Origin of the sequence: Kribbella sp. NPDC051137 (genome assembly GCF_040682535.1) — a bacterium.
In the GTDB taxonomy this organism is placed as follows: Bacteria; Actinomycetota; Actinomycetes; order Propionibacteriales; family Kribbellaceae; genus Kribbella; species Kribbella karoonensis.
Genome location: NZ_JBFBBI010000006.1, coordinates 229,573 through 248,596, shown reverse-complemented (window position 1 = coordinate 248,596; position 19,024 = coordinate 229,573). Strand labels below are relative to the sequence as shown.

General features: G+C 69.0%; 24 protein-coding genes. 10 read left to right on the top strand and 14 right to left on the bottom strand.

Translation table 11 applies throughout. The features are described from left to right. Positions 1-28: 28 nt before the first annotated feature. From AB0M51_RS31750 to AB0M51_RS31725, 6 genes are all read right to left on the bottom strand, one after another. Complete coding sequence (locus tag AB0M51_RS31750) at positions 29-1,195, bottom strand: glycoside hydrolase family 64 protein (protein ID WP_344192880.1); 1,167 nt, start codon at positions 1,193-1,195, stop codon at positions 29-31. A 129-nt stretch (positions 1,196-1,324) separates the two neighbouring features. After that, positions 1,325-1,870, bottom strand: a complete 546-nt coding sequence (locus tag AB0M51_RS31745; RefSeq protein ID WP_344192882.1) for a DinB family protein — start codon at positions 1,868-1,870, stop codon at positions 1,325-1,327. Between the two features lie 81 nt (positions 1,871-1,951). Beyond that, positions 1,952-3,121 carry a DNA recombination protein RmuC gene (locus tag AB0M51_RS31740; protein WP_344192885.1) on the bottom strand — a complete coding sequence of 390 codons (1,170 nt, stop codon included), beginning with the start codon at positions 3,119-3,121 and terminating at the stop codon, positions 1,952-1,954. Positions 3,122-3,192: 71 nt separating this feature from the next. Beyond that, positions 3,193-4,167 (bottom strand): methyltransferase, encoded by a 975-nt coding sequence (locus tag AB0M51_RS31735; RefSeq protein WP_344192887.1) that lies wholly within the window; start codon positions 4,165-4,167, stop codon positions 3,193-3,195. Positions 4,168-4,176: 9 nt separating this feature from the next. Continuing rightward, a complete protein-coding gene (locus AB0M51_RS31730; protein WP_344192889.1) occupies positions 4,177-4,962 on the bottom strand; it encodes a polysaccharide deacetylase family protein in 786 nt (261 codons plus the stop codon). Between the two features lie 77 nt (positions 4,963-5,039). Further along, a complete protein-coding gene (locus AB0M51_RS31725) occupies positions 5,040-5,906 on the bottom strand; it encodes a DUF817 domain-containing protein (protein ID WP_344192891.1) in 867 nt (288 codons plus the stop codon). Positions 5,907-5,976: 70 nt separating this feature from the next. On the opposite strand from AB0M51_RS31725, the gene ychF reads away from it, so the two are divergent. Then, on the top strand, positions 5,977-7,053 hold the full coding sequence (ychF, locus tag AB0M51_RS31720) for a redox-regulated ATPase YchF (RefSeq protein ID WP_344192893.1): 1,077 nt from the start codon (positions 5,977-5,979) through the stop codon (positions 7,051-7,053). A 55-nt stretch (positions 7,054-7,108) separates the two neighbouring features. Here ychF and AB0M51_RS31715 read toward each other — a convergent pair whose 3' ends face one another. Beyond that, the gene (locus tag AB0M51_RS31715; RefSeq protein ID WP_344192895.1) at positions 7,109-7,735 is read right to left on the bottom strand and encodes a VOC family protein; all 627 of its coding nucleotides are present in this window, start codon (positions 7,733-7,735) and stop codon (positions 7,109-7,111) included. Positions 7,736-7,837: 102 nt separating this feature from the next. On the opposite strand from AB0M51_RS31715, the gene AB0M51_RS31710 reads away from it, so the two are divergent. Beyond that, positions 7,838-8,257, top strand: coding sequence for a pyridoxamine 5'-phosphate oxidase family protein (locus tag AB0M51_RS31710; protein ID WP_344192897.1), 420 nt, complete (start codon positions 7,838-7,840; stop codon positions 8,255-8,257). Here the strand turns inward: AB0M51_RS31710 and AB0M51_RS31705 are convergent. Continuing rightward, entirely contained in the window at positions 8,254-8,514 is a 261-nt protein-coding gene (locus tag AB0M51_RS31705) for a helix-turn-helix transcriptional regulator (RefSeq protein WP_344192901.1), read from the bottom strand. The genes AB0M51_RS31710 and AB0M51_RS31705 overlap by 4 nt on opposite strands. A gap of 45 nt (positions 8,515-8,559) precedes the next feature. On the opposite strand from AB0M51_RS31705, the gene map reads away from it, so the two are divergent. Next, positions 8,560-9,330, top strand: a complete 771-nt coding sequence (map, locus tag AB0M51_RS31700) for a type I methionyl aminopeptidase (RefSeq protein WP_344192904.1) — start codon at positions 8,560-8,562, stop codon at positions 9,328-9,330. A 16-nt stretch (positions 9,331-9,346) separates the two neighbouring features. Here map and AB0M51_RS31695 read toward each other — a convergent pair whose 3' ends face one another. Further along, a complete protein-coding gene (locus tag AB0M51_RS31695; RefSeq protein WP_344192906.1) occupies positions 9,347-10,285 on the bottom strand; it encodes a WYL domain-containing protein in 939 nt (312 codons plus the stop codon). 61 nt (positions 10,286-10,346) lie between these two features. Between AB0M51_RS31695 and AB0M51_RS31690 the strand changes: the two genes are divergently transcribed. From AB0M51_RS31690 to AB0M51_RS31675, 4 genes are read left to right on the top strand one after another with little or no spacing between them, the layout of a single operon-like run. After that, complete coding sequence (locus AB0M51_RS31690) at positions 10,347-11,315, top strand: ATP-binding cassette domain-containing protein (RefSeq protein ID WP_344192908.1); 969 nt, start codon at positions 10,347-10,349, stop codon at positions 11,313-11,315. Then, a complete protein-coding gene (locus tag AB0M51_RS31685) occupies positions 11,312-12,064 on the top strand; it encodes an ABC-2 family transporter protein (protein WP_344192910.1) in 753 nt (250 codons plus the stop codon). The genes AB0M51_RS31690 and AB0M51_RS31685 overlap by 4 nt, the downstream gene beginning before the upstream one ends. Beyond that, positions 12,061-12,840, top strand: a complete 780-nt coding sequence (locus AB0M51_RS31680; protein ID WP_344192912.1) for an ABC-2 family transporter protein — start codon at positions 12,061-12,063, stop codon at positions 12,838-12,840. Before AB0M51_RS31685 ends, AB0M51_RS31680 begins: the two co-directional genes overlap by 4 nt. A 44-nt stretch (positions 12,841-12,884) precedes the next feature. Further along, complete coding sequence (locus AB0M51_RS31675; RefSeq protein WP_344192914.1) at positions 12,885-13,607, top strand: class I SAM-dependent methyltransferase; 723 nt, start codon at positions 12,885-12,887, stop codon at positions 13,605-13,607. Here the strand turns inward: AB0M51_RS31675 and AB0M51_RS31670 are convergent. Genes AB0M51_RS31670 through AB0M51_RS31660 form a run of 3 tightly spaced genes read right to left on the bottom strand, consistent with a single transcriptional unit; the run spans position 13,594 to position 15,858 of the window. Beyond that, positions 13,594-14,481: an aminoglycoside phosphotransferase family protein gene (locus AB0M51_RS31670; RefSeq protein ID WP_344193522.1), complete on the bottom strand. Its 888-nt coding sequence runs from the start codon at positions 14,479-14,481 to the stop codon at positions 13,594-13,596. The two genes, AB0M51_RS31675 and AB0M51_RS31670, sit on opposite strands and share 14 nt — an antisense overlap. A gap of 45 nt (positions 14,482-14,526) precedes the next feature. After that, positions 14,527-15,180, bottom strand: coding sequence for a hypothetical protein (locus tag AB0M51_RS31665; protein ID WP_344192916.1), 654 nt, complete (start codon positions 15,178-15,180; stop codon positions 14,527-14,529). A gap of 33 nt (positions 15,181-15,213) precedes the next feature. Beyond that, the gene (locus tag AB0M51_RS31660; RefSeq protein ID WP_344192918.1) at positions 15,214-15,858 is read right to left on the bottom strand and encodes a LysE family translocator; all 645 of its coding nucleotides are present in this window, start codon (positions 15,856-15,858) and stop codon (positions 15,214-15,216) included. Between the two features lie 154 nt (positions 15,859-16,012). Here AB0M51_RS31660 and AB0M51_RS31655 point away from each other — a divergent pair, with 154 nt between their 5' ends. After that, positions 16,013-16,189, top strand: a complete 177-nt coding sequence (locus AB0M51_RS31655; RefSeq protein WP_344192920.1) for a DUF5302 domain-containing protein — start codon at positions 16,013-16,015, stop codon at positions 16,187-16,189. Between the two features lie 121 nt (positions 16,190-16,310). Here AB0M51_RS31655 and AB0M51_RS31650 read toward each other — a convergent pair whose 3' ends face one another. Both AB0M51_RS31650 and AB0M51_RS31645 read right to left on the bottom strand, forming a co-directional pair. Beyond that, positions 16,311-16,751 carry an SRPBCC domain-containing protein gene (locus tag AB0M51_RS31650; RefSeq protein WP_344192923.1) on the bottom strand — a complete coding sequence of 147 codons (441 nt, stop codon included), beginning with the start codon at positions 16,749-16,751 and terminating at the stop codon, positions 16,311-16,313. After that, positions 16,741-17,058 (bottom strand): metalloregulator ArsR/SmtB family transcription factor, encoded by a 318-nt coding sequence (locus AB0M51_RS31645; protein ID WP_344192925.1) that lies wholly within the window; start codon positions 17,056-17,058, stop codon positions 16,741-16,743. Before AB0M51_RS31645 ends, AB0M51_RS31650 begins: the two co-directional genes overlap by 11 nt. A 54-nt stretch (positions 17,059-17,112) precedes the next feature. On the opposite strand from AB0M51_RS31645, the gene AB0M51_RS31640 reads away from it, so the two are divergent. Together AB0M51_RS31640 and AB0M51_RS31635 are read left to right on the top strand one after the other, a co-directional pair. After that, positions 17,113-18,294, top strand: a complete 1,182-nt coding sequence (locus AB0M51_RS31640) for a cytochrome P450 (protein ID WP_344192927.1) — start codon at positions 17,113-17,115, stop codon at positions 18,292-18,294. 72 nt (positions 18,295-18,366) lie between these two features. Next, positions 18,367-18,987, top strand: coding sequence for a DedA family protein (locus AB0M51_RS31635; protein ID WP_344193524.1), 621 nt, complete (start codon positions 18,367-18,369; stop codon positions 18,985-18,987). Positions 18,988-19,024: the final 37 nt, after the last annotated feature.

Genomic DNA, 19,024 nt, shown 5'->3' with positions numbered 1-19,024 from the left:
TGCCACTAACGAAGCGAGGAGTCAAGCCTCAGTTGAACGGATCGAGGATCAGCGCCGCCTGCTGAGGATTGCCGTCGTGCACGAGCGCCTCGTGGTTGCCGACGTCGTCGAACGCGAAGCCGTACGCGCGGCCGTCCGCCATCTGTGCGTGGATCGCCTTCGAGTACTGGTTCGTGACGGAGTCGGCGTAGAAGTTCGCGTCGCTCGCGTCCGGCTGGTTCGGGTTCGTCAGCAGGGTGGAGCGGTTGTACCCGGCGCAGAGCGTGCGCGAGATCGGGCCGCGGACCTGGTCGTTCGGGGCGTCGAGCAACTTGAAACAGCCGAAGACGCTGGCCGAGTCGGGCTTCTGGAACGACGTGACGACGGCGCCCGTGCTGTCGGTGAAGTTCATGACGTTGCCGGACACCTTGCCGAAGTACTTCGTGTTCGGTTGATCTCCGAACGGTGTCACGGTCAGGGTGTCCGAGCTGTACTTCGACCACACGCGGTTGATGTAGTCGTCCATCGCGCTCGCGGGTAGTGCGCCGGTCTCCACGCCGTACAGCGGGGAGAGTGCACGCAGCGTCGAGCCGTCCGGTGCGGTCTGGATCAGCCCGCCCCAGCCGGCCGAGCGCAGTCCGTTGTAGACCGCGGCGTATCCGCCGGACTTGAGGTGGCCGGTGGTGCTGGAGTTCACGCTGACGGCGTACGGCGCCGAGAACATGTCGACCTGGGTGCTGTTGATCCACAGGCCGTCGTTGTTGAGGGTGTACTCCGACCAGTTGAACAGGATGTTCCGGTTCGGGTCTGACGGGTTCTGGACCGCGGGCTGGACCAGGCCGCCGGTGGTCAGCTTGAAGACGAGCTTCTGCCCGTACGAGAAGTACACCCGGCCGGAGAACTTCGGCATCTGGATCGTCACCGACTGACCGTTGGCCGGACCCGCGATCGACGCGTCCGGCGCGGGCGTCGGCGGGTCGCCGCCGCCCGGCCAGGCGTGGAAGGTGCCGGACGCATCGGCCCAGCCCTGCTGTCCGGTCGCCAGGTTGGTGCCCAGGTTGTAGATGTACACGGCGTCGCCGCGGCCTGAGTTGTTGGTGATCGTCAGCGGGATGGTGTCCGGCACGGCCGCGTCGGCCGGCCTGGGTGGGGCCGCCGACAGCACGCCCGCCACGGCCGCCGCTGCTGCGACGACACCCAGCAGTCTGAAGCGCATCAGTTTCTCCTCACGTCCGCCTGAGAGAGCGCTCTCATCGTTTCGTGAGCAGACCACCGTGTGTCAACACTCCATCACTGTCGGCTTTCCGACACCGTCCAGCCGCCTGGCCCGACTCGGCGGGGCGGGCTACTGGGGTGGGATGCCTTCGCCGGTGAGGCCGTCGATGGATTCGCGGATGAGGTCGGCGTGGCCGGTGTGGCGGGCGTACTCCTCGATCAGGTCGACCAGGATGTAGCGCAGGCTGGGGGAGTCGCCGTTGCGGCCCTGCCAGTTCGCGAGCTGGTCGACGCCGCCGCGGGTGAGGACCTCGGCGACAGCGGCGCGCGAACGCTCGACCGACGCCTCCCAGAGGCCCATCAGTTCCTCGGGGGAATCGCCGGCCGCGCTGTGCCACTCCCAGTCCGGGTCGGCGTCCCAGTCGACGCCGTCCCACGGTGCGCCGAGGTCCTTCCCGAGCAGGCGCCGGGTGAAGTACTCGTCCTCGACCAGCGCCAGGTGTTTGAGCAGCCCACCGAGCGTGACCGTCGACGGCGGATGCGCCTTGTTCAAGCCGGCCGAGTCCAGCCCGCCGCACTTCCATGCAAACGTCCGCCGGTTGCGCTCGAGCGCCCCCAGCAACGTGTCGACCTCAGTCCCGGCAACCGGCGGCCCCGTCAACGGTGTCGTATCCATACCGGGCACGCTATCCGCGGTTCCGGACGATCCCCGTCCGGAACGCCGTCCGAACCACCAAGCTTGGCCCGGCGGTGTGGGTCAGCCTGCTTGGGACGGGGGCCAGCGGCGAGTGGTGGGGGATTCGTCGATCGCGAGGAACTCGGGCGCGGTGAGCGGGCGGACGGACGCCTCGATGGACTCCATCGCGGTCAGTTCGGACTCGGTGACGTGGAGGTCGCGCAGCTTTCGTGCGGTGATGAAGACCCGGCGCTCGAACGAGCCCACGGTGCCGTTGTACGCCTCGACCGCGGACGTCAGCGATCGCCCGACCCGGCCGAGGTGCTCGCCCATCGTGCCGAGGCGCTCGTACAGCTCGCGGCCGAGCTCGAAGACCTGCTGCGCCGACTCGGTCAGCGCCGACTGGTTCCAGGCGTAGGCCGCCGCGCGAAGCGTCGCGATCAGCGTGGTCGGCGTCGCCAGGATCACCCGGCGCTCGGCGGCGTACTCCAACAGGGACGGCTCGACGTCGAGCGCCGCGGACAGGAACGACTCGCCAGGCACGAACAGGATGACGAACTCCGGCGACGGAGACAGCCGGGTCCAGTACGCCTTCGACGAGAGCTGGTCGACGTGCGTCCGCAGATGCCGCGCATGCGCCCGGAGGCGGTCCTCGCGGAACGCGGCGTCGTCGGACTCGCTCGCGTCCAGGAACGCGGCCAGCGGCACCTTCGAGTCGACGACCAGATTCTTGCCCTCGGCAAGTCGCACCACGAGATCCGGCCGCAGTACGCCGTCCTCGCCGAACGTGGTCGTCTGCTCGGTGAAGTCGCAGTGCGCGACCATCCCGGCGAGCTCGACCGTACGGCGCAGGTGCAGCTCGCCCCAGCGGCCCCGGACCTGAGGCTTGCGCAGCGCGGTCGACAGCGACGCCGTCTCGCGCCGCAGCGCCTCGCCGCTCATCCGCACCTCGTTGACCTGCTGATGCAACTGGCTCTGCCACGCCGCCCGCCCCTGCTCGAGCTGATTCAGCTGCGCGTGCAAGCGATCGAGCGCCTCCTTCACGACCGCCTGGCCGCCCAGCTGCTGCCCGACCGACGTCCGCTCCTGCGTCAGCTCGACCACCCGGTCCTCGGCCGCGTCCCGCTCCGCCGTGATCCGCGCCAGCTGTGCCCCGTCCCGCCCGCGAACCCACAGCACCCCGAAGACAGCACCCAGCAACAGCCCGACCACCAGGAAGAGCAGGATCAGCAACACAGTCGTACCGGTCATGTCACCGATAGTGCCGAACCGCACCGACAGTTTTGTGCTGAAAGCGCCCGGAGTTCCGGAAAAGTGCCGGATCAGTTCCGGTCGGGTTCTGCTTCGAGCGCGAACATGTCCGAGGACGTCGGGATCGTCCGGGTCAGCCGCAGCCCGGCGGCGGCCAGCAAGGCGGCGTACTCGGCGGTGGTTCGTTCGAGGCCGCCGGTCATGACGAGCATGTTCAGGTCGGTGAATGCCGTGCGGACGGGGTCGGGTGCCTGGTCCAGCAGTTGTTCGAGGATCAGCAGCCGCCCGTCGACCGGCATCGCGCGGCGGATGGTGCGAAGGATCGCGACGGCTTCCTCGTCCGCCCAGTCGTGCAGGACGGACTTGAGCAGATGCAGAGATCCGGACGGGACCTCCTCGAAGAAGTTGCCCCCGACCACCTGACAGTCGACGACAGCCTCCGCGACCACCGCGGGCTGGTCGAACAGGATCCCCTCGACCGACGAGTACCGCTCCAGCACCGCGCCGAGCAACAGCCCGCGACCGCCGCCCACGTCCACGACGGTCGGGAAGCGGCCGAAGTCGTACGCCGACACGATCGCCTCGGCCTGCGTCTTCGACACCGACAACATGGCCGCGTCGAACAGCTCACGCTCGACCGGGTGCTTGTCGCGGTACGACCAGAGCGACTCGCCGTGCACCGACGCGAAGGCCGTCTCGCCAGTACGGACGCTGTGCTCCAGGGCGCCGTACGCCTGCCACTGCGAGCCCTGGCCGACGTACCGCGCCCAGCCGGCGATCGACTGCGGTGCGTCGGTCCGCAACGCATCGCCCAGAGAGGTGTTCACGTAACGGTCGTCGTCGACCTCGTACAGGCCCAGTGCGGTCAGCGCGCGCAACAGGCGTGTGAGCGCGGACGGCTCCGCTGACGTGAGCTCGGCGAGTTCGGTCAGAGTTTTCGGGCCTTCGGCGAGCAGGTCGCTCAGTCGCAGCGTGGCTGCGACGTGGACGGCCTGCGTCACCTGGAACCCGGAGACGAGGCGGTACAGCTGCCGGGAAGCATCCATACCGTCAATTCAACGCTGTTGGCAGTTCATCGCAGGGAACGTGTACCCCTGCGCCTTCAGCACCGGCAGCACCTGCTCCAGGGCCGCGACGGTCTGCGCGCGGTTCCCGCCGCCGTCGTGCATCAGGACGATCCGGCCGCTCTTCGCGTGGGTGAGGATGTTGTGCACGATCACGCTGGTGCCGGGGCGGGCCCAGTCCCGCGGGTCGACGTCCCAGAGCACCTGGACCATGCCGGCGGCCTTGATGTCGGCGCGGACCTTCGCGTTCGTCGCGCCGTACGGCGGCCGGAAGCAGGTGGACCGCGGGCCGTCGAAGATCTGGTGGTGCCGCTGTGCCGCGGACAGCTTGGTCAGCTGCGGGTGGCTGATCGAGTGGCTGCCGATCGCGTTGCCCGCGGCGAGGACCTGGCCACGCAGGCCCGGGTGTTCGCCCTGCATCTCGCCGAGCTCGAAGAACGTCGCGTGCGCGCCGTACTTCGCCAGCGTCGCGAGCACCTGCGGCGTCCAGGTCGGGTCCGGTCCGTCGTCGAAGGTCAGGAACAGCACCTTCTTGCCGCCGGCAACAGATGTGGTCGGGTTCGGCGGCACCGGCCTGACCGGCGTCGTCCGCTGCGTGGGGGTACTGCTCGGAGTGGGAGCACTGGTCGGCGTACCGGACGGTGCTGTGGTCGCCTTCGTGGTGACGGCGACCGCGTGCGGTTGCCGCTGTTGCCCGACCGCAGTGGCCATCAGCCAGCCGCCGAGAGCGGCGAGTGCGACCATCGTGGTGACGAATGCAGCCAGCTTGCGGGTCATGGCGTTTCCCCTTGTATTTCAGGCGGTTCTTTCCCCAGTGCTCCCCCTCAGGAGCGCCTCACACCACAAGAGACGCCTCATCCCGCGGAATGGTTGGCCCCGTCATGTTGCGGTGAGATCTCGACTGTCGCCGGCGTACCGCGGTGGTACAGCCGGCCCTCCAACGCCTTCACGCTCGCGACCAGTACGAAGCTCATGCTGACCAGCAACGACCACGCGCCGAACTTCGCCGGATGCACGAGCCGCCACACACTCACCTGGTCCGGGTAGTTCCAGGCGTCCAGGAAGGTGCCGAAGTTCTCCGCGATCCAGAGGAAGAACCCGATCAGCGCGAACGCCATCGCCAGCGGCATCCGGTACCGCCGTACGCCGACCGTGAAGAACACCCAGGTACGCCGTAACACGACGAGCAGGCCGAGTGCGATCGGGATCCGCAGGTCCGGGATCCAGTGATGGGTGAAGAAGTTCGCGTAGATCAGCGCCGCGAGGACCGTGGTCGGCCACGGCCGGTAGTTGCTCACCCGCAGGTCGAACCGGCGCCACGCCTGACAGATGTAGCTGCCGACCGCCGCGTACATGAACCCGGCGAACAGCGGTACGCCGCCGAACTTCGTCACCGCGTCGCCCGGGTACTCCCACGAGCCGACGCGGACCTTGAACAGCTCCAGCCCGAGCCCGACGAGGTGGAACCCGAAGATCACCGCCACCTCGCGCCAGGTCTCCAGCCGGACCGCCCAGAACAGTACGGTCAGCGCGAGGCAGTAGATCAGCAGCGCGTCGTACCGCGCGATCGGCAACTCGACGTACTTCGAGATCGCCAGGCCCGCGAACAGGAATCCCGGGAACAGGCAGGACACCACCTCCAGCCACCCGAACCGGCACAACTGCAGGCAGCCGAACACGAAGCGTGAAGGGATTCCGGCCCGATCTGTCCACGTGGTCACGCAGTGCCTGACGCTTCCCGCGACCGCCTGGTTGGGCAGGAATCGGTCACGCCGCGTACCCTTGCCTCCCGTGGCACTCACCATCGGAATCGTCGGACTCCCGAACGCGGGCAAGTCCACCCTGTTCAACGCACTGACCAAGAACGACGTGCTCGCCGCGAACTACCCGTTCGCGACCATCGAGCCGAACGTCGGGGTGGTCGGTGTGCCGGATCCGCGACTCGCCAAGCTGGCCGAGGTGTTCGGGTCCCAGAAGCTGATTCCGGCCACCGTGCAGTTCGTCGACATCGCCGGGATCGTCCGCGGCGCGTCCGAGGGTGAGGGGCTCGGGAACAAGTTCCTCAGCCACATCCGCGAGTCGGACGCGATCTGCCAGGTCACCCGGGTGTTCCGCGACGACGACGTCACGCACGTCGACGGCAAGGTCTCGCCGGCCGACGACATCTCCACGATCCAGACCGAGCTGATCCTCGCCGACCTGCAGACCGTCGAGAAGGCGATCCCGCGGCTGGAGAAGGAAGCCCGGCTGAAGAAGGAGAGCGCGGCCGTGCTGGACGCGGTCCGGGAGGCGCAGAAGCACCTCGAGGCCGGTACGCCGATCATCGCCACCGACGTGGACCGGGACGCGCTCCGCGAGCTGATGCTGATGACCGCGAAGCCGTACCTGTACGTCTTCAACTGCGACGCCGACGAACTCGCCGACGAAGAGCTCAAGCAGAAGATGCGGGACCTGGTCGCGCCGGCCGAGGCGATCTTCCTGGACGCCAAGTTCGAGGCCGAGCTGGTCGAGCTCGGCGACGAGGACGAGGCCCGCGAGATGCTCACCGAGATGGGCATCGACGAGCCCGGCCTCGACGTCCTCGCGCGGGTCGGTTTCGACACGCTCGGGCTGCAGACGTACCTGACCGCGGGCCCGAAGGAGTCCCGCGCCTGGACGATCAAGCGCGGAGCGACCGCTCCGGAGGCGGCCGGGGTGATCCACACCGACTTCCAGCGCGGGTTCATCAAGGCCGAGATCGTCTCCTTCGACGACCTGATCGACGCCGGCTCGATGAACGCCGCCCGCGCCGCCGGCAAGGTCCGGATGGAAGGCAAGGACTACGTGATGCAGGACGGCGACGTCGTCGAGTTCCGCTTCAACGTCTGAGAAAAGAAAAAGAGGTTGGGGGAGAGACGGCGACGTCGTCGGGCTCCTTCGACGTTTAGCCGGCGGGGGTGCCGAAGAGGATCAGGTTGCCGTCCGGGTCGCGGACGACGAACTCGTTGGCTCCCCATGGCTTCAGTTGCAGGCGCTCCTGGAATTCGACACCGGCGGCCTGGAACTCGAGGAACAGGTCCTTGGCGTTGGTGGTCGCGATGTACGCGGACAGTAGCTGCTCCCGTTCGCGCACGTCTGGGACGAAGGGTGACTCGTCGACGTGGCGCACGTTGAAGCCGGCGTCGCCGCGGCGGACCTCGCCGTAGAACGGAGGCTCGCCGTACGTGAAGACGACGTCGAATCCGAGCAGGGTGCGGTAGAAGGTCATCGCGCGGGCGAAGTCCGTGACGAACAGTTGCGCGCTCGCTCGCTGAAGCCGGGGCGTGGACGTGTCGGTGACAGGCATCGGTGGGTTCTCCTTCAGGTCGGACCAGGACGTGAACCCGAGTTCGGACGCGACGACCTCCTGGGCCTCGTGCAGAGCGAACTCCGCGGCGAGCACCTCGCGATCGGTCAGGCCGGCAAACCGAGGCAACGCGAGCCGCAGCCGTGCGGCAACCGGCCAGGCACCGGCGCGGTGCTGGCGGACGAGATGTTTCGCGCGTTTCCTGAGGTTCTCGAGTTCATCCATGGTCGATGAACGAGTGGGCATGGCCCTTTCCGGACTCTCCAGGTGCGCCTCGGCCGCGCTGGCTTGACGCTACCGGTTCGGGACACAGGAAACAATGGACCCATGAATCGTGAAGAGTTCGTGGCCTTCGTTCGGGAGGCGCGGGAGGGAGTTGTCGCGACGGTCGACGCCAAGGGCAGCCCGGAAGCCGCACTGGTTGGTTTGGCTGTTACCGATGCGGGTGACGTGCTGTTCGACACGTACACCGTGGCGCGGAAGGTCGCCAACATCCGGGTCAACGCACGCGTTGCGGTCGTGATCGGGTGGGACGACGGCGTGTCGGTACAGGTCGAGGGGGTGGCGGCGGTGCTCGCAGGCGCGGAGCGGGAGGCCTGTGGAAAGGTCTACCTCGAGCAGTTCCCGGGGGCGCGGGCGCTGGCGGACGGGTTCTCGCTTGTGCGCGTCGTACCGGACTGGTTGCGGCGCTACGACGCTCGTACGGACCCCGCGCTGGTGACCGAAGGGCACCCCTGGCACGGCTAGGAGACCAGGCGTTCCGGCTGGGTCACCTCGGACCAGAGGGTGTCGAGGGAGAGGCCAAGGACGTCGGCGATCGCGGCGATCGTGGGGAAGGCGGGGGTGGCGACCCGGCCGGACTCGATCTTGCGGAGGGTCTCGGGGGAGACGCCGGCGTCGAGGGCGGTCTGCAGCATCGAGCGGTTGCCGCGGGCGCGGCGGAGGAGCGCGCCGAGGCGTTCGCCGCGCTCGACTTCCGCGGGGGTGAGCGGGAGCCTGACCATGATCCGATAATAGTACCGGGATAATATGGCCGGTATAGTTATTGCATGATCGAGATCCTGGACACCCGTGAGTTGGCGCAGGCGAAGCAGACCGGCGCGTTGGTCGGCGGCATCCTGCAGGACCTGAAGAGCCGGACGGCGGTCGGGACGAACCTGCTGGACATCGACCAGTGGACCAAGGAGCTGATCCTCGGGGCCGGCGCGCAGTCGTGCTACGTGGACTACGAGGCGTCGTTCGGGCGCGGACCGTTCGGGCACTACATCTGTACGGCGGTGAACGACGCCGTGCTGCACGGGAAGCCGTCGGACTACAAGCTCGCGGACGGAGACCTGCTGACGCTCGACCTGGCCGTGTCGCTGGGCGGGATCGCGGCGGACGCGGCGATCAGCTTCGTCGTCGGCGAGACCGCCGCGCCGGAGGATCTCGCGATGATCGACGCCACCCGGCGGGCGCTGGAGGCGGGAATCGCGGCCGCCGTGCCGGATGCCCGGGTCGGGGACATCTCGCGCGCGATCGGGACCGTGCTGAGCGCGGCGGGGTACCCGATCAACACCGAGTTCGGCGGGCACGGGATCGGGTCGACCATGCACCAGGACCCGCATGTGGCGAACACCGGGCGCCCCGGGCGCGGGTACAAGCTGCGCCCCGGTCTGCTGCTCGCGCTGGAGCCGTGGGTCATGCAGGACACCGCGGAGCTGGTCACCGACGAGGACGGCTGGACCCTCCGCAGCGTCACCGGCTGCCGCACCGCCCACACCGAGCACACCATCGCCATCACCGCCGACGGCCCCGAGATCCTCACCCTGCCGAAGTAACCGCCCGGCGCCGGCTTCAGGACTGGCGGTGTGAGTGCGCGAGGCGCTCGGCGGCCTTGTGGACCAGCGCGACGAGTTCTGGTGGAGCCAGGGCCTGGGCGGCGCCGGCTTGGGCGAGGACGGCGGCTTGGGCTTCGTCGGCGTTCTCGAGGTCGGCGTGCACGATCCACCAACCGTCGTCGGTGGGGAGCATCGGCTGGGTCGGGCGGAAGCGGCGTACGGCGTGGTCGCGGACCTTGAGGACGATCGGGTACGACGAGCGCAAGGCCTGGAACTCGCGCTGGGACTGGGCCCAGTACGCGGCGAGGTCGAAGCCGGGCGGCCGGGTGAACGGGTCGCCCAGCTCGGCGGAGGTCAGGCGGGACAGGCGGTAGGTGCGTAGGCGGCCGTCGGTGCGGGCTGCTACCAGGTACCAGGTACGCGCCTTCGCCACCAGCCCGAGCGGCGCGACAGGGAACGGCCCGCGCTCGGATGGTTCGCCGTACGTGATGTTGAGGTGGCGTTCCTCCCAGACGGCTTGGCGGCAGAGGTCGAGCCAGCGAGGGGTTTCGCGGCGGTCGTCCCAGCCGGCGTGGTCGATCAGGAGCCGCTGGCGGGCGTACTCCGCTTCGCGACGGGTGCCCTCCGGGAGCGAGGCGATCAGCTTCGTGACGGCGAGGTCGCTGGACGCGTCCAGCCCGAGGTCGGCCAGCACGTGCGCGGTCGCGCCGACGAACACCGACATGACCTCGGACGGCGTCAGCCCGGTCAGCCGGCTGCGGTAGTCCGGCAGCAGCGCCCACCCGCCCCCGCGCCCGCGGATCGAGTACACCGGAACGCCCGCGAGGCTCAGCACTTCCAGGTCGCGCTGGATCGTCCGCGGCGATACGTCCAGCGCCTGCGAGAGCTGGTCGACCGTCGTCCGGCCGCGCGTCTGTAGGTGCAGGAGCAGCCGGAGGAGCCGTTCCGCGCGCATCTCCCGAGTATCGCAGGAAAATAAGCCACAGCTGGGCGTCTTTTGTTTCTACGGTCGCCCCATGACTGCTGTCGAGGTGGAAAACCTCTCGATGTCCTACCGAGCCCCCGTCCGCAAGGGCGGGCTGCGGGCGGCCTTCCGTTCGCTGGTACGCCGTGAGTACAAGACCGTCCAGGCCCTCGACGACATCTCGTTCGGGATCGCGCCCGGCGAAGTGGCGGGTTTCATCGGCCCGAACGGTGCCGGCAAGACCACGACCATGAAGATCCTCAGCGGGATCCTGCACCCGACGTCGGGCCGGGTGCAGGTGCTCGGCAGCGTCCCCTGGCACCGCCGGTCGCCGTTCCTGAAGCGGATCGCGTTCGTCCGCGGCAGCCAGCCGGTCGGTGGCTCGCAGGAGCTGACCGTGATGGACTCGCTGGAGTACCAGCGGCTGTTGTACGACGTCCCGCGCCCGGCGTTCCGCAGTACCCTCGCCGACCTCGCGAAGCTGCTCGACCTCGAACCGCTGGTCGAACGCCAGCTCCGTGCCCTCAGCCTCGGCGAACGGATGCGGGTCGGTCTCGCGATGGCGCTGGTCTACCGCCCGGAGGTCCTGTTCCTCGACGAGCCCACGATCGGGCTCGACGTCAGCGCCGCGAGCCTGATCCGCGCGTTCGTCCAGGAGTACGTCGAGCAGACCGGCGCGACCGTACTCCTGACCAGCCACTACATGGCCGACGTCGCCTCGCTCTGCCCACGGCTGATCCTGATCGACCACGGCCACGTGCAGTACGACGGCCCGTTGAAGGAGCTGTCCGCGCGGCTGACGCCGTACAAGCTGATCCGGATCTCCACCGGTGACGACCCGTCCGCGTTCGGTGAGGTGGTCGAGAAGGCGGACGGCCAGTGGGTACTGCGGGTGCCGCGGGACGAGGTCGCCGGTACGACGGGCCGGCTGCTGCAGGCGCTGGAGGTGGTCGATCTCGCGGTCGAGGAGCCGCCGCTGGAGAAGGTCATCGACCAGGCGTACCGGGAGGGGCTGCGATGAGAACCGCGGTACTGCTGGGGTTCCGGCTCCGTCAGGACGTGCTGGAGTGGTCTGGCGCGTGGTGGTTTCTGCTGACGCTCGTGGTGCAGGCCGTGGTCGCGCCGCTGATCGGGTTGTTCGTCTGGTCGGCCGTGTACCCGGGGGATCCGGCGATCGGGCGGTACTACGTCGCGGTCATCCTGGTCACGTTGATGACCGAGTCGTTCGAGCAGCACACGTTCTCCGAGCGGATCTACGACGGGACGCTGAGCCACGAGCTGCTCCGCCCGCAGCCGGTGGTGCTGGGCGTGATCGGGACGAACCTCGCGGTCCGCGCCTGGCTGACGTTGCTCGGGGCACCTGTCGTGCTGGTGACGGCGGTGGGGCTGCGGGTCGGGTTCGACTGGTGGGCGGTGCTGCGGGCGCTGCCGTATCTCGTCCTCGCTGCGGTGCTCGTGTTCTTGTGGACGTTCCTGCTGTCGCTGACAGCGTTCTGGACGGATCGGGTGCACGCGGTGGTGGGGTTCGGCGGGCAGGTGATGTTCCTGCTCGGCGGTACGGCGGCGCCGATCGGCGTGCTGCCGTCCGGGTGGCGGCGAGTGGCGGAGGTGTTGCCGTTCTACGGGATGAACGGATTGCCGGCGTCGGTCGCGGCCGGAGTCGGGGCCGGCGCGGTCGGTTATCAGTTGGCGTGGGTGGTGGTCCTGGTGGGCGGGGTCGTGGTCTTGTGGCGGGCCGGCGTACGGCGGTACACGGCGGTGGGATCGTGAAGCTGTTGCGGCTGTTCGGCGCGGGGTTCTCGATGTCGCTGCGGCGGAGCGTGGCGTTCCGGATCAACCTGTTCTTCGACGTCCTGCTGGCGTTCACGGGCCTGGGTACGGCGATCGCGGCGGTGCTGATCGTGTTCACCCGCGCGGATACGCTGGCGGGCTGGTCGAAGGCGCAGTTCCTGGTGCTGATCGGGACGTATCAGCTGATCACCGGGCTGCGGTCGGCGTTCATCGATCCGAACCTGTCGTGGTTCCCGGAGACCGGCATCCGGAACGGGAAGCTCGACGGGTACCTGTTGCAGCCGGCGTCCAGTCTTTTCCTGTCCAGTTTGTCGTTGTCGTCGCCGTTGCAGCTGATCCAGGTCGTGCTCGGTTTCGCCGTACTCGGATGGGGGATCGCGGATCGCTTGCCATCGGTCGGCGGGGTCGCGAGCTGGCTGTTGCTGGTCGTGGCGGGGATCGTGGTGACCTGGGCGTTGAGCGTGTTGCTGGCCTGCTTGGCGTTCTGGGCGCCGAAGCTGCAGTTGGACGTGTTCTACCACTCCGCCTGGCAGCTCGGCCGCTACCCGACGGACGTCTTCGCCCGCCCACTCCGCATCATCCTCACGTACGTCTTCCCGATGGCCCTGATCGCCAGCATTCCGTCCAGAGCACTCCTGCGCGGGCCTCAGCTTGGTGTCCTGGTCGCTGGGGTGGCAGCAGCGGGCGGGGCGGCCGGGCTGGCGGTGCTCGCCTGGCGGGCCGGGTTGCGGAGGTACTCCGGCGCAACGTCCTGAAATACAGTCGCCGACGTTGCGCGGGGCGGGTTAGCGTCGCGGGCATGGTTGATGCCTTGTTCGGGGTGCCTCGGTTGGCGGCGATCTACGACGCGCTGGATCCTGATCGCGGAGACTTGGAGCACTACTCGGCGATCGTGCAGGAGTTCGGCGCCGGGCAGGTGCTGGATGTGGGGTGCGGGACGGGTGAGCTCGCCTGTCTGCTGGCGAGCGCCGGAGTGGACGTGACCGGGGTGGATCCGGCGGAGGCTTCGCTGGAGGTTGCCCGAGGCAAGGAGTTTGCCGAGCGGGTGCGGTGGTTGCACGGGGACGCGACGACGCTGCCGCCGTTGCAGGTCGAGCTGGCGTTGATGACCGGGAACGTGGCGCAGGTGTTCCTCACCGCCGACGAGTGGGCGGCGACGGTGCGCGGGATCCACGCGGCGCTGGTGCCCGGCGGGCGATTCGTGTTCGAGACGCGGGTTCCGGCGCGGCGTGGGTGGGAGGAATGGACCCGCGAGAACACGCACCAGATACGGAAGATCGGCGACGAGACAGTCGAGGTCTGGACCGAGCTGGCCGAGGTGAAGCTGCCGTACGTGACCTTCCGCGCGACCTACATCTTCTCGTCCGACGGCGCAGTACTCACGTCAGACTCGACGCTGTGGTTCCGCGAGCGCGACGAGGTGGAGCAGTCGTTGACCGCGGCCGGGTTCGCGGTCGACGACGTGCGGGAGGCCCCGGATCGGCCGGGGAAGGAGTACGTGTTCGTGGCTAGGAAGCTTTGAGCAAGGCGGTCAGCGTGTGGTGAGCGGTGCGGGACATGACCGGATTGGTCTCGACGTAGTACCAGAGGCAGCCGATCGCCTGCGCGAACGACCAGCCCATCCCGCGTCGCCACTCGGCGTCGTCGCTGCCCAGGGCGGTCCGGAACGCCGCCCGCGCTGTCGGGTCCAGCAGGTTCCAGGCGGGTTGCAGGTCCATCGCGGGATCCGACACCGTGAACATGCCGACGTCGATCACCCCGGCCAGCCGGCCGTCCTCGACCAGTAGGTTGCCCGGCATCAGGTCGCGATGGGTCCACGCGTCGGGCTCGGTCCGCGGCGTCGTGCGCAGGTCGGCCCACAGCCTGGTCAACGCGTCCACGTCGATCATGCCGCGACTGTGCTCCAGGCACTCCGCGACCCACTCGTCCTGGGACGACAGCACCCCGCCGCGCCAGTGCCCGTCGAACGTCCGCCCCTCGGTCGGCTGTGCCCGCAGGGCGAGCACGAACCGCGCGAGATCCTCGGCGAACGCGGTGGAGCCGGCCACGTCGGCGTCGTACGCGATCGTCCCGTCCACCCAGGTCTGCACCGCCCAGGGCAGCGGGTAGTCCGGGGCCGGCGCGCCGAGCGCGACCGGCTCCGGCGTCGGGTACGGCGACATCGCGCGCAACCGCCGCGCCGCCTCGGCCTCGTTCTCGAGCTCCTGCCGCACCGCCTCCGGATCACCGGGCTGGATCGGGAGCCGCGCGGTCAGGTCGTCGCCGATCCGGAACACCGCGTTGACGGTCCCGTGCGACGGCACCGCGCGGACCGCGAGGGCGCTCCACTCCGGAAACTGCTCCTTGACGAGGCGTTCGACGAGCTCGACCGATACGTCCAGTTGTCCTTCGTGCATCACGCCGATCAGTATTCCGGCGGCCTCGCCGCGGGCGCACACGATTTAGACCAGGACTGCAGGGGCGACCCGGGCGGAGCCGATGCCTCGGTCCGGCTTGCCGAGACGGAAGCGGACCTTGCCCTTGAGCACCGTCCCGGACTCGGCCTGTCCGTCGACGAGCGGCTCGCCCGGGAAGAGGGTGAACGTCCAGCGCTCGTTGTGCTCGCAGTCCGGGGGCGTCGGACCACACTGCAACACACGCGCGCCCCAGACCTGGCGGGTCATCCAGGTGCGGGTGTCCTGCCCGTCGACGACGAAGCCGTCCGATGCCAGCACGTCGTTGTAACTCCCGAGCGACGGGCCGTACGACCCGATCACGCTCACGACCAGTCGCCACGGACCGTCACCCGGCAGCGCGACCCCGGCCGGCAGGCGCTCGTCGAACACATCCGGCGCCGTCAGCTCGCGGGGGAGAGGGGCGCGGGTGTCCAGCTTGGACGGATCGGGAACCAGCAGTACGCCGTACTCGACCTCGTCGGCGAACCGGGCCGAGGCGAAGTGCGAGGTCAGCGCACGCGTGGCCTGCTCCGCCCGGGACCAGTGGAAGGTGTCGCGCAGGTACTCCGTGGTGACTGCGGGGAGGCCTCGTTCGCAGACGAGCGGTAGGTCCCACGCGGCGACCAGCCGACGGATCGAGGAGGTGGCGAAATCGGTCATCCCGCGCAACGGTAGTCGGCGGGGCCGACAGGTTCAGTGGGTCGCGAGGGGGCGGGCGCGGTCGGTGGCGAGGCGGATCGCGAACACGGCGAGCGCCGTACCGGTCAGGTAGCGGTGGATGCGCATCCAGGACGGGCGGCGGGACAGGAATACCGCGATCGAGCCGGCAGTGATCACGAACACCGCGTTCATCACCACGCCGACAGTCAGCTGGCCGAGACCGAGGACCAGGCTCTGCAGGCCGAGGTGCCCGCGGGACGGGTCGAGGAACTGCGGGAGCAGCGAGATGTAGAGAATCGCGATCTTCGGGTTCAGCAGGCAGGTGAGCAGGCCCATCCCGAACAGCTTGCGTGGGCGGTCCGGTACCAGCTCCTGCGTCGCGAACACCGACGTACCGCCGGGACGGAACGCCTGCCAGGCGAGCCAGAGCAGGTACGCCGCGCCGGCCAGCTTCAGCGTCAGGTAGATCTCCGGGACCAGCGCGAACAGGGTCGCGAGGCCGGCGCTTGCCGCGAGCAAGTACACGAGGAAGCCGAGGCCGACGCCGGCCAGCGAGATCAGCCCGGCCCGGCGGCCCTGCGCGATCGAGCGGGAGATCAGGTAGATCATGTTCGGCCCCGGCACGATCACCAGGCCGAGCTCGACCAGCGCGATCCCCAGCAGCGCCTCGTTGCTCACCAGCACTTCGTCGTCCCTCCCTCGGCGGTACTCCGAACGCTAACAGCGCCGCGGTCGCCGTGGCCGGGGATTTCCACAGGCCGGTATTGACTCGCCTGCGGTACTCACCCTCGGTTAGTTTGGGTGCGTACGCCTACGGTTTGAAGGAGACGGTATGAGCGAAAAGTCCAGCGAGCCGGCGGACGATCTGCAGAAGAAGTTTCGGGAAGCGCTCGAGAAGAAGAACGCCGGCAACCACTCGCACCCCGGAAGCGGGACCCGCGGGCAGGGCGTCGGCGAGGCGCACAACGACAAGCAGAAGCGCCAGTTCCGGCGCAAGTCCGGCAGCTGAGTTCCGCCAAACTGTCCATCCATCCGACATGAGCCCCGGGTTGCCGCCCGGGGCTCGACCTTTGCGTCGGCGGGCGACGCTGGTCCTGTGACCGCCGGTCAGCTCTCCGTCGTACTCGTGGTCATCGTCGACCGGCTGCCGGTCCGGGCTGCCGGACGCCGAGCAGGTCGACCAGGCGGTCGAGCTCCGGCTCCCAGCCCATCCGGTGGTTCGCGGCGTCCTCGGCGTCGGCGAACCCCGTGTGGCTGAGCCGCATCCGGGTGCCGTCCGGTACTTCGGTCAGCTCGACCTCGACCCGGGTCGGCTCGTCGCCGGCCCCGTCCCACTGCCAGCTGAACACCAGCCGCGTCGGCGGCTCGACCTCCAGATACGTCCCGCGCACCACGTGCGGCCCCATCTCCACGACGTACGACCCGCCGCGCCGCACGTCCGCCCGCACCTTCAGCTCGAGCCGCGGATTCGGGCAGTACCACCGGACCAGCAGCTCGGCCCGCGTCCAGGCGTCGTACACGCGCTCGATCGTTGCCGGGAGCACCCTTTCGATCCGGATCTCAGTGTCCATCGCCGTCCTCCCGTAAGAGCTCTTCCAACCGGTCAACGGTGCTGTTCCAGTACGTCGTGAGGTCGCCGAGCCACTGCTGCACCTCGGAGATGGCCTCCGGCCGGAGCGTGCACACCACCGTCCGGCCGACCCGCCGGCGGTGCACCAGCCCGGCGTCGACGAGCACCCGGACGTGCTTGGTCATCGCCGGCGGCGTGATCCGGTGCGGCTCGGCGAGCTCACCCATGGTCGCCGCGCCGCGACTCAGCCGGCCGACGATCGCCAGCCGGGTCGGATCCGCGAGTGCCCCGAAGGTGGTCGTCAGCACCCGCAATACTTCACCAAATGGTGAAGTGTCCTGTCAAGCCCGTACGCTGGCCGCATGCGGCAGCCGTTCACCGAGACCAGTGGAATCGCCCGGCACTGGGGTTTCGAGGACCTCGCCTCCACCGGGCCCGTGCAGCGCTTCACGATGTTCACCGGCGTCCCGGTCCAGCTCGTCACCGGGTACGCCGAGACCCGCGAGTTGCTCGCCCATCCGGATGTGGTGCGGTCGTCGATGGAGGGCCCGCACCGGGACGCGGTGATGGACGACCTGATCGCGAGCACCGAGCTACACATGCTGAACCTGAACCCGCCGGACCACACCCGGCTCCGCAAGCTGGTCGCGGCCGCGTTCACCCGGCGCCGGATCGAGGCGCTCGAGCCGCGGATCCGCGAGATCGCCACCGGTCTGCTCGACGAGATGGCCGGCGCCGACGGCCCGGTGGACCTGGTGGACGCGTACAGCTATCCGCTACCGATCACCGTGATCTGCGAACTGATCGGCATCCCCGCGGTCCGCCGGGACGACTTCCGCCGCTGGTCGTCGGTGTTCGTGAACGCGGCCGTGCACACCCCGGAGGAGTACGTCGAGGCGATCACGCTGATGCGCGAGTTCGTGCACGAGCTGATCGCGCAGAAACGGCGGGCGCCGACCGGCGACCTCCTGTCCGGGCTGATCGCCGTACAGGAGGACGGGGACCGGCTGAGCCAGGACGAGCTCACGTCGATGGTGTTCCTGCTGCTCGCGGCCGGGCACGAGACCACGGTCAGCCTGATCAGTAACGGAGTACACGCTCTGCTTCGGCATCCGGACCAGCTCGAGCTGCTGAAGTCCGAGCCCGAGCGGTTGCCCGCCGCCGTCGAGGAGCTGCTCCGGTACGACGGCCCGCTGCAGGCCGCGATCCCGTACGTCGCCCGCGCGCCGATCGACGTCTCCGGGCGGCGGATCGAGGCCGGCGAGGTGATCGTGTTCGCGCTGCTGCCGGCGAACCGCGACGTCCGGAAGGTCGAGCGGGCCGACGAGCTGGACATCACCCGCGCGGACTCGGGGCATCTCGCGTTCGGGCACGGGATCCACCACTGCCTCGGCGCCCCGCTCGCCCGGTTGGAGGGGCGGATCGCGCTGGAGTTGCTGTTCGCACGGTTCCCGCGGCTGCGGCTCGCCGTACCGGAGCAGGACCCGCCGCGGAACCCGAGCTTCCTGATGAACGCGATCCGCGAACTGCCGGTGCTGCTCTGAACATCCGGTGAATGACGACGCCGGGACTGCCGCGAGTTTGACCGGGAATGGCATCCTTTCGGGGTGACGGAGATGATGGAGGTCGCGCGGCACCTGCTGAGCACCGCGATGGCCTCGCACTGGCTGCTGCTCATCCTGTTCGTCGCCGCCGCGGTCGACGCGGTGTTCCCGGTGGTGCCCAGCGAGGGCATGGTGATCACTGCCGGTATGGCCGCGGCCGCCGGCCACCAGAACCTGCCGCTCGTGATCGCGGTCGCGATGGCCGGCTCGGTGATCGGTGAGTCGTTCTGCTACTTCCTCGGCCGTGGCTCCGGTCCGGCGCTGCACCGCTGGATGAAGCGCCAGGAGCGCCGCCAGCAGCTCTACGACCGCGTGTCGGGGGCGCTGCACCAGCGCGGCGGGCTGATCCTGATGACGGTCCGCTACATCCCCGGCGCGCGGATGGTCGCGACGCTGACCGCCGGCGCGACCCGGTACTCGTTCAAGAAGTTCCTGGTCTTCACGTTCTTCGGCGTCACGATCGCGTACACGTACGTCGCGATGCTCGGCTACCTCGGCGGCGACGCGTTCGCGCACGACCAGTTGAAGGGGCTGGCGTTCAGCCTGGGGCTGGCCGCGGTGATCGGTCTCGTCATCGAGACGTCCCGCCGGATCGCGAACCGGCGGCGCGCCGCGAAGATCACAGGCGCCTAACGATCCCCACCCGGGTTCCGGCACCAGCGCGTGTCCT

Excerpts from the sequence above, each read along its gene's own strand:
- AB0M51_RS31710 (WP_344192897.1), top strand. The coding sequence starts at position 7,838 with ATGAATCGTGAAGAGTTCGTGGCCTTCGTTCGGGAGGCGCGGGAGGGA.
- AB0M51_RS31740 (WP_344192885.1), bottom strand. The coding sequence starts at position 3,121 with ATGACCGGTACGACTGTGTTGCTGATCCTGCTCTTCCTGGTGGTCGGG.
- AB0M51_RS31695 (WP_344192906.1), bottom strand. The coding sequence starts at position 10,285 with ATGCGCGCGGAACGGCTCCTCCGGCTGCTCCTGCACCTACAGACGCGC.
- AB0M51_RS31705 (WP_344192901.1), bottom strand. The coding sequence starts at position 8,514 with ATGGTCAGGCTCCCGCTCACCCCCGCGGAAGTCGAGCGCGGCGAACGC.
- AB0M51_RS31670 (WP_344193522.1), bottom strand. The coding sequence starts at position 14,481 with ATGCACGAAGGACAACTGGACGTATCGGTCGAGCTCGTCGAACGCCTC.
- AB0M51_RS31685 (WP_344192910.1), top strand. The coding sequence starts at position 11,312 with ATGAGAACCGCGGTACTGCTGGGGTTCCGGCTCCGTCAGGACGTGCTG.
- AB0M51_RS31635 (WP_344193524.1), top strand. The coding sequence starts at position 18,367 with ATGATGGAGGTCGCGCGGCACCTGCTGAGCACCGCGATGGCCTCGCAC.
- AB0M51_RS31730 (WP_344192889.1), bottom strand. The coding sequence starts at position 4,962 with ATGACCCGCAAGCTGGCTGCATTCGTCACCACGATGGTCGCACTCGCC.
- AB0M51_RS31640 (WP_344192927.1), top strand. The coding sequence starts at position 17,113 with ATGCGGCAGCCGTTCACCGAGACCAGTGGAATCGCCCGGCACTGGGGT.
- AB0M51_RS31675 (WP_344192914.1), top strand. The coding sequence starts at position 12,885 with ATGGTTGATGCCTTGTTCGGGGTGCCTCGGTTGGCGGCGATCTACGAC.
- AB0M51_RS31735 (WP_344192887.1), bottom strand. The coding sequence starts at position 4,167 with ATGGATGCTTCCCGGCAGCTGTACCGCCTCGTCTCCGGGTTCCAGGTG.
- AB0M51_RS31750 (WP_344192880.1), bottom strand. The coding sequence starts at position 1,195 with ATGCGCTTCAGACTGCTGGGTGTCGTCGCAGCAGCGGCGGCCGTGGCG.
- AB0M51_RS31650 (WP_344192923.1), bottom strand. The coding sequence starts at position 16,751 with ATGGACACTGAGATCCGGATCGAAAGGGTGCTCCCGGCAACGATCGAG.
- AB0M51_RS31655 (WP_344192920.1), top strand. The coding sequence starts at position 16,013 with ATGAGCGAAAAGTCCAGCGAGCCGGCGGACGATCTGCAGAAGAAGTTT.
- map (WP_344192904.1), top strand. The coding sequence starts at position 8,560 with ATGATCGAGATCCTGGACACCCGTGAGTTGGCGCAGGCGAAGCAGACC.
- AB0M51_RS31745 (WP_344192882.1), bottom strand. The coding sequence starts at position 1,870 with ATGGATACGACACCGTTGACGGGGCCGCCGGTTGCCGGGACTGAGGTC.
- AB0M51_RS31715 (WP_344192895.1), bottom strand. The coding sequence starts at position 7,735 with ATGGATGAACTCGAGAACCTCAGGAAACGCGCGAAACATCTCGTCCGC.
- AB0M51_RS31690 (WP_344192908.1), top strand. The coding sequence starts at position 10,347 with ATGACTGCTGTCGAGGTGGAAAACCTCTCGATGTCCTACCGAGCCCCC.
- AB0M51_RS31665 (WP_344192916.1), bottom strand. The coding sequence starts at position 15,180 with ATGACCGATTTCGCCACCTCCTCGATCCGTCGGCTGGTCGCCGCGTGG.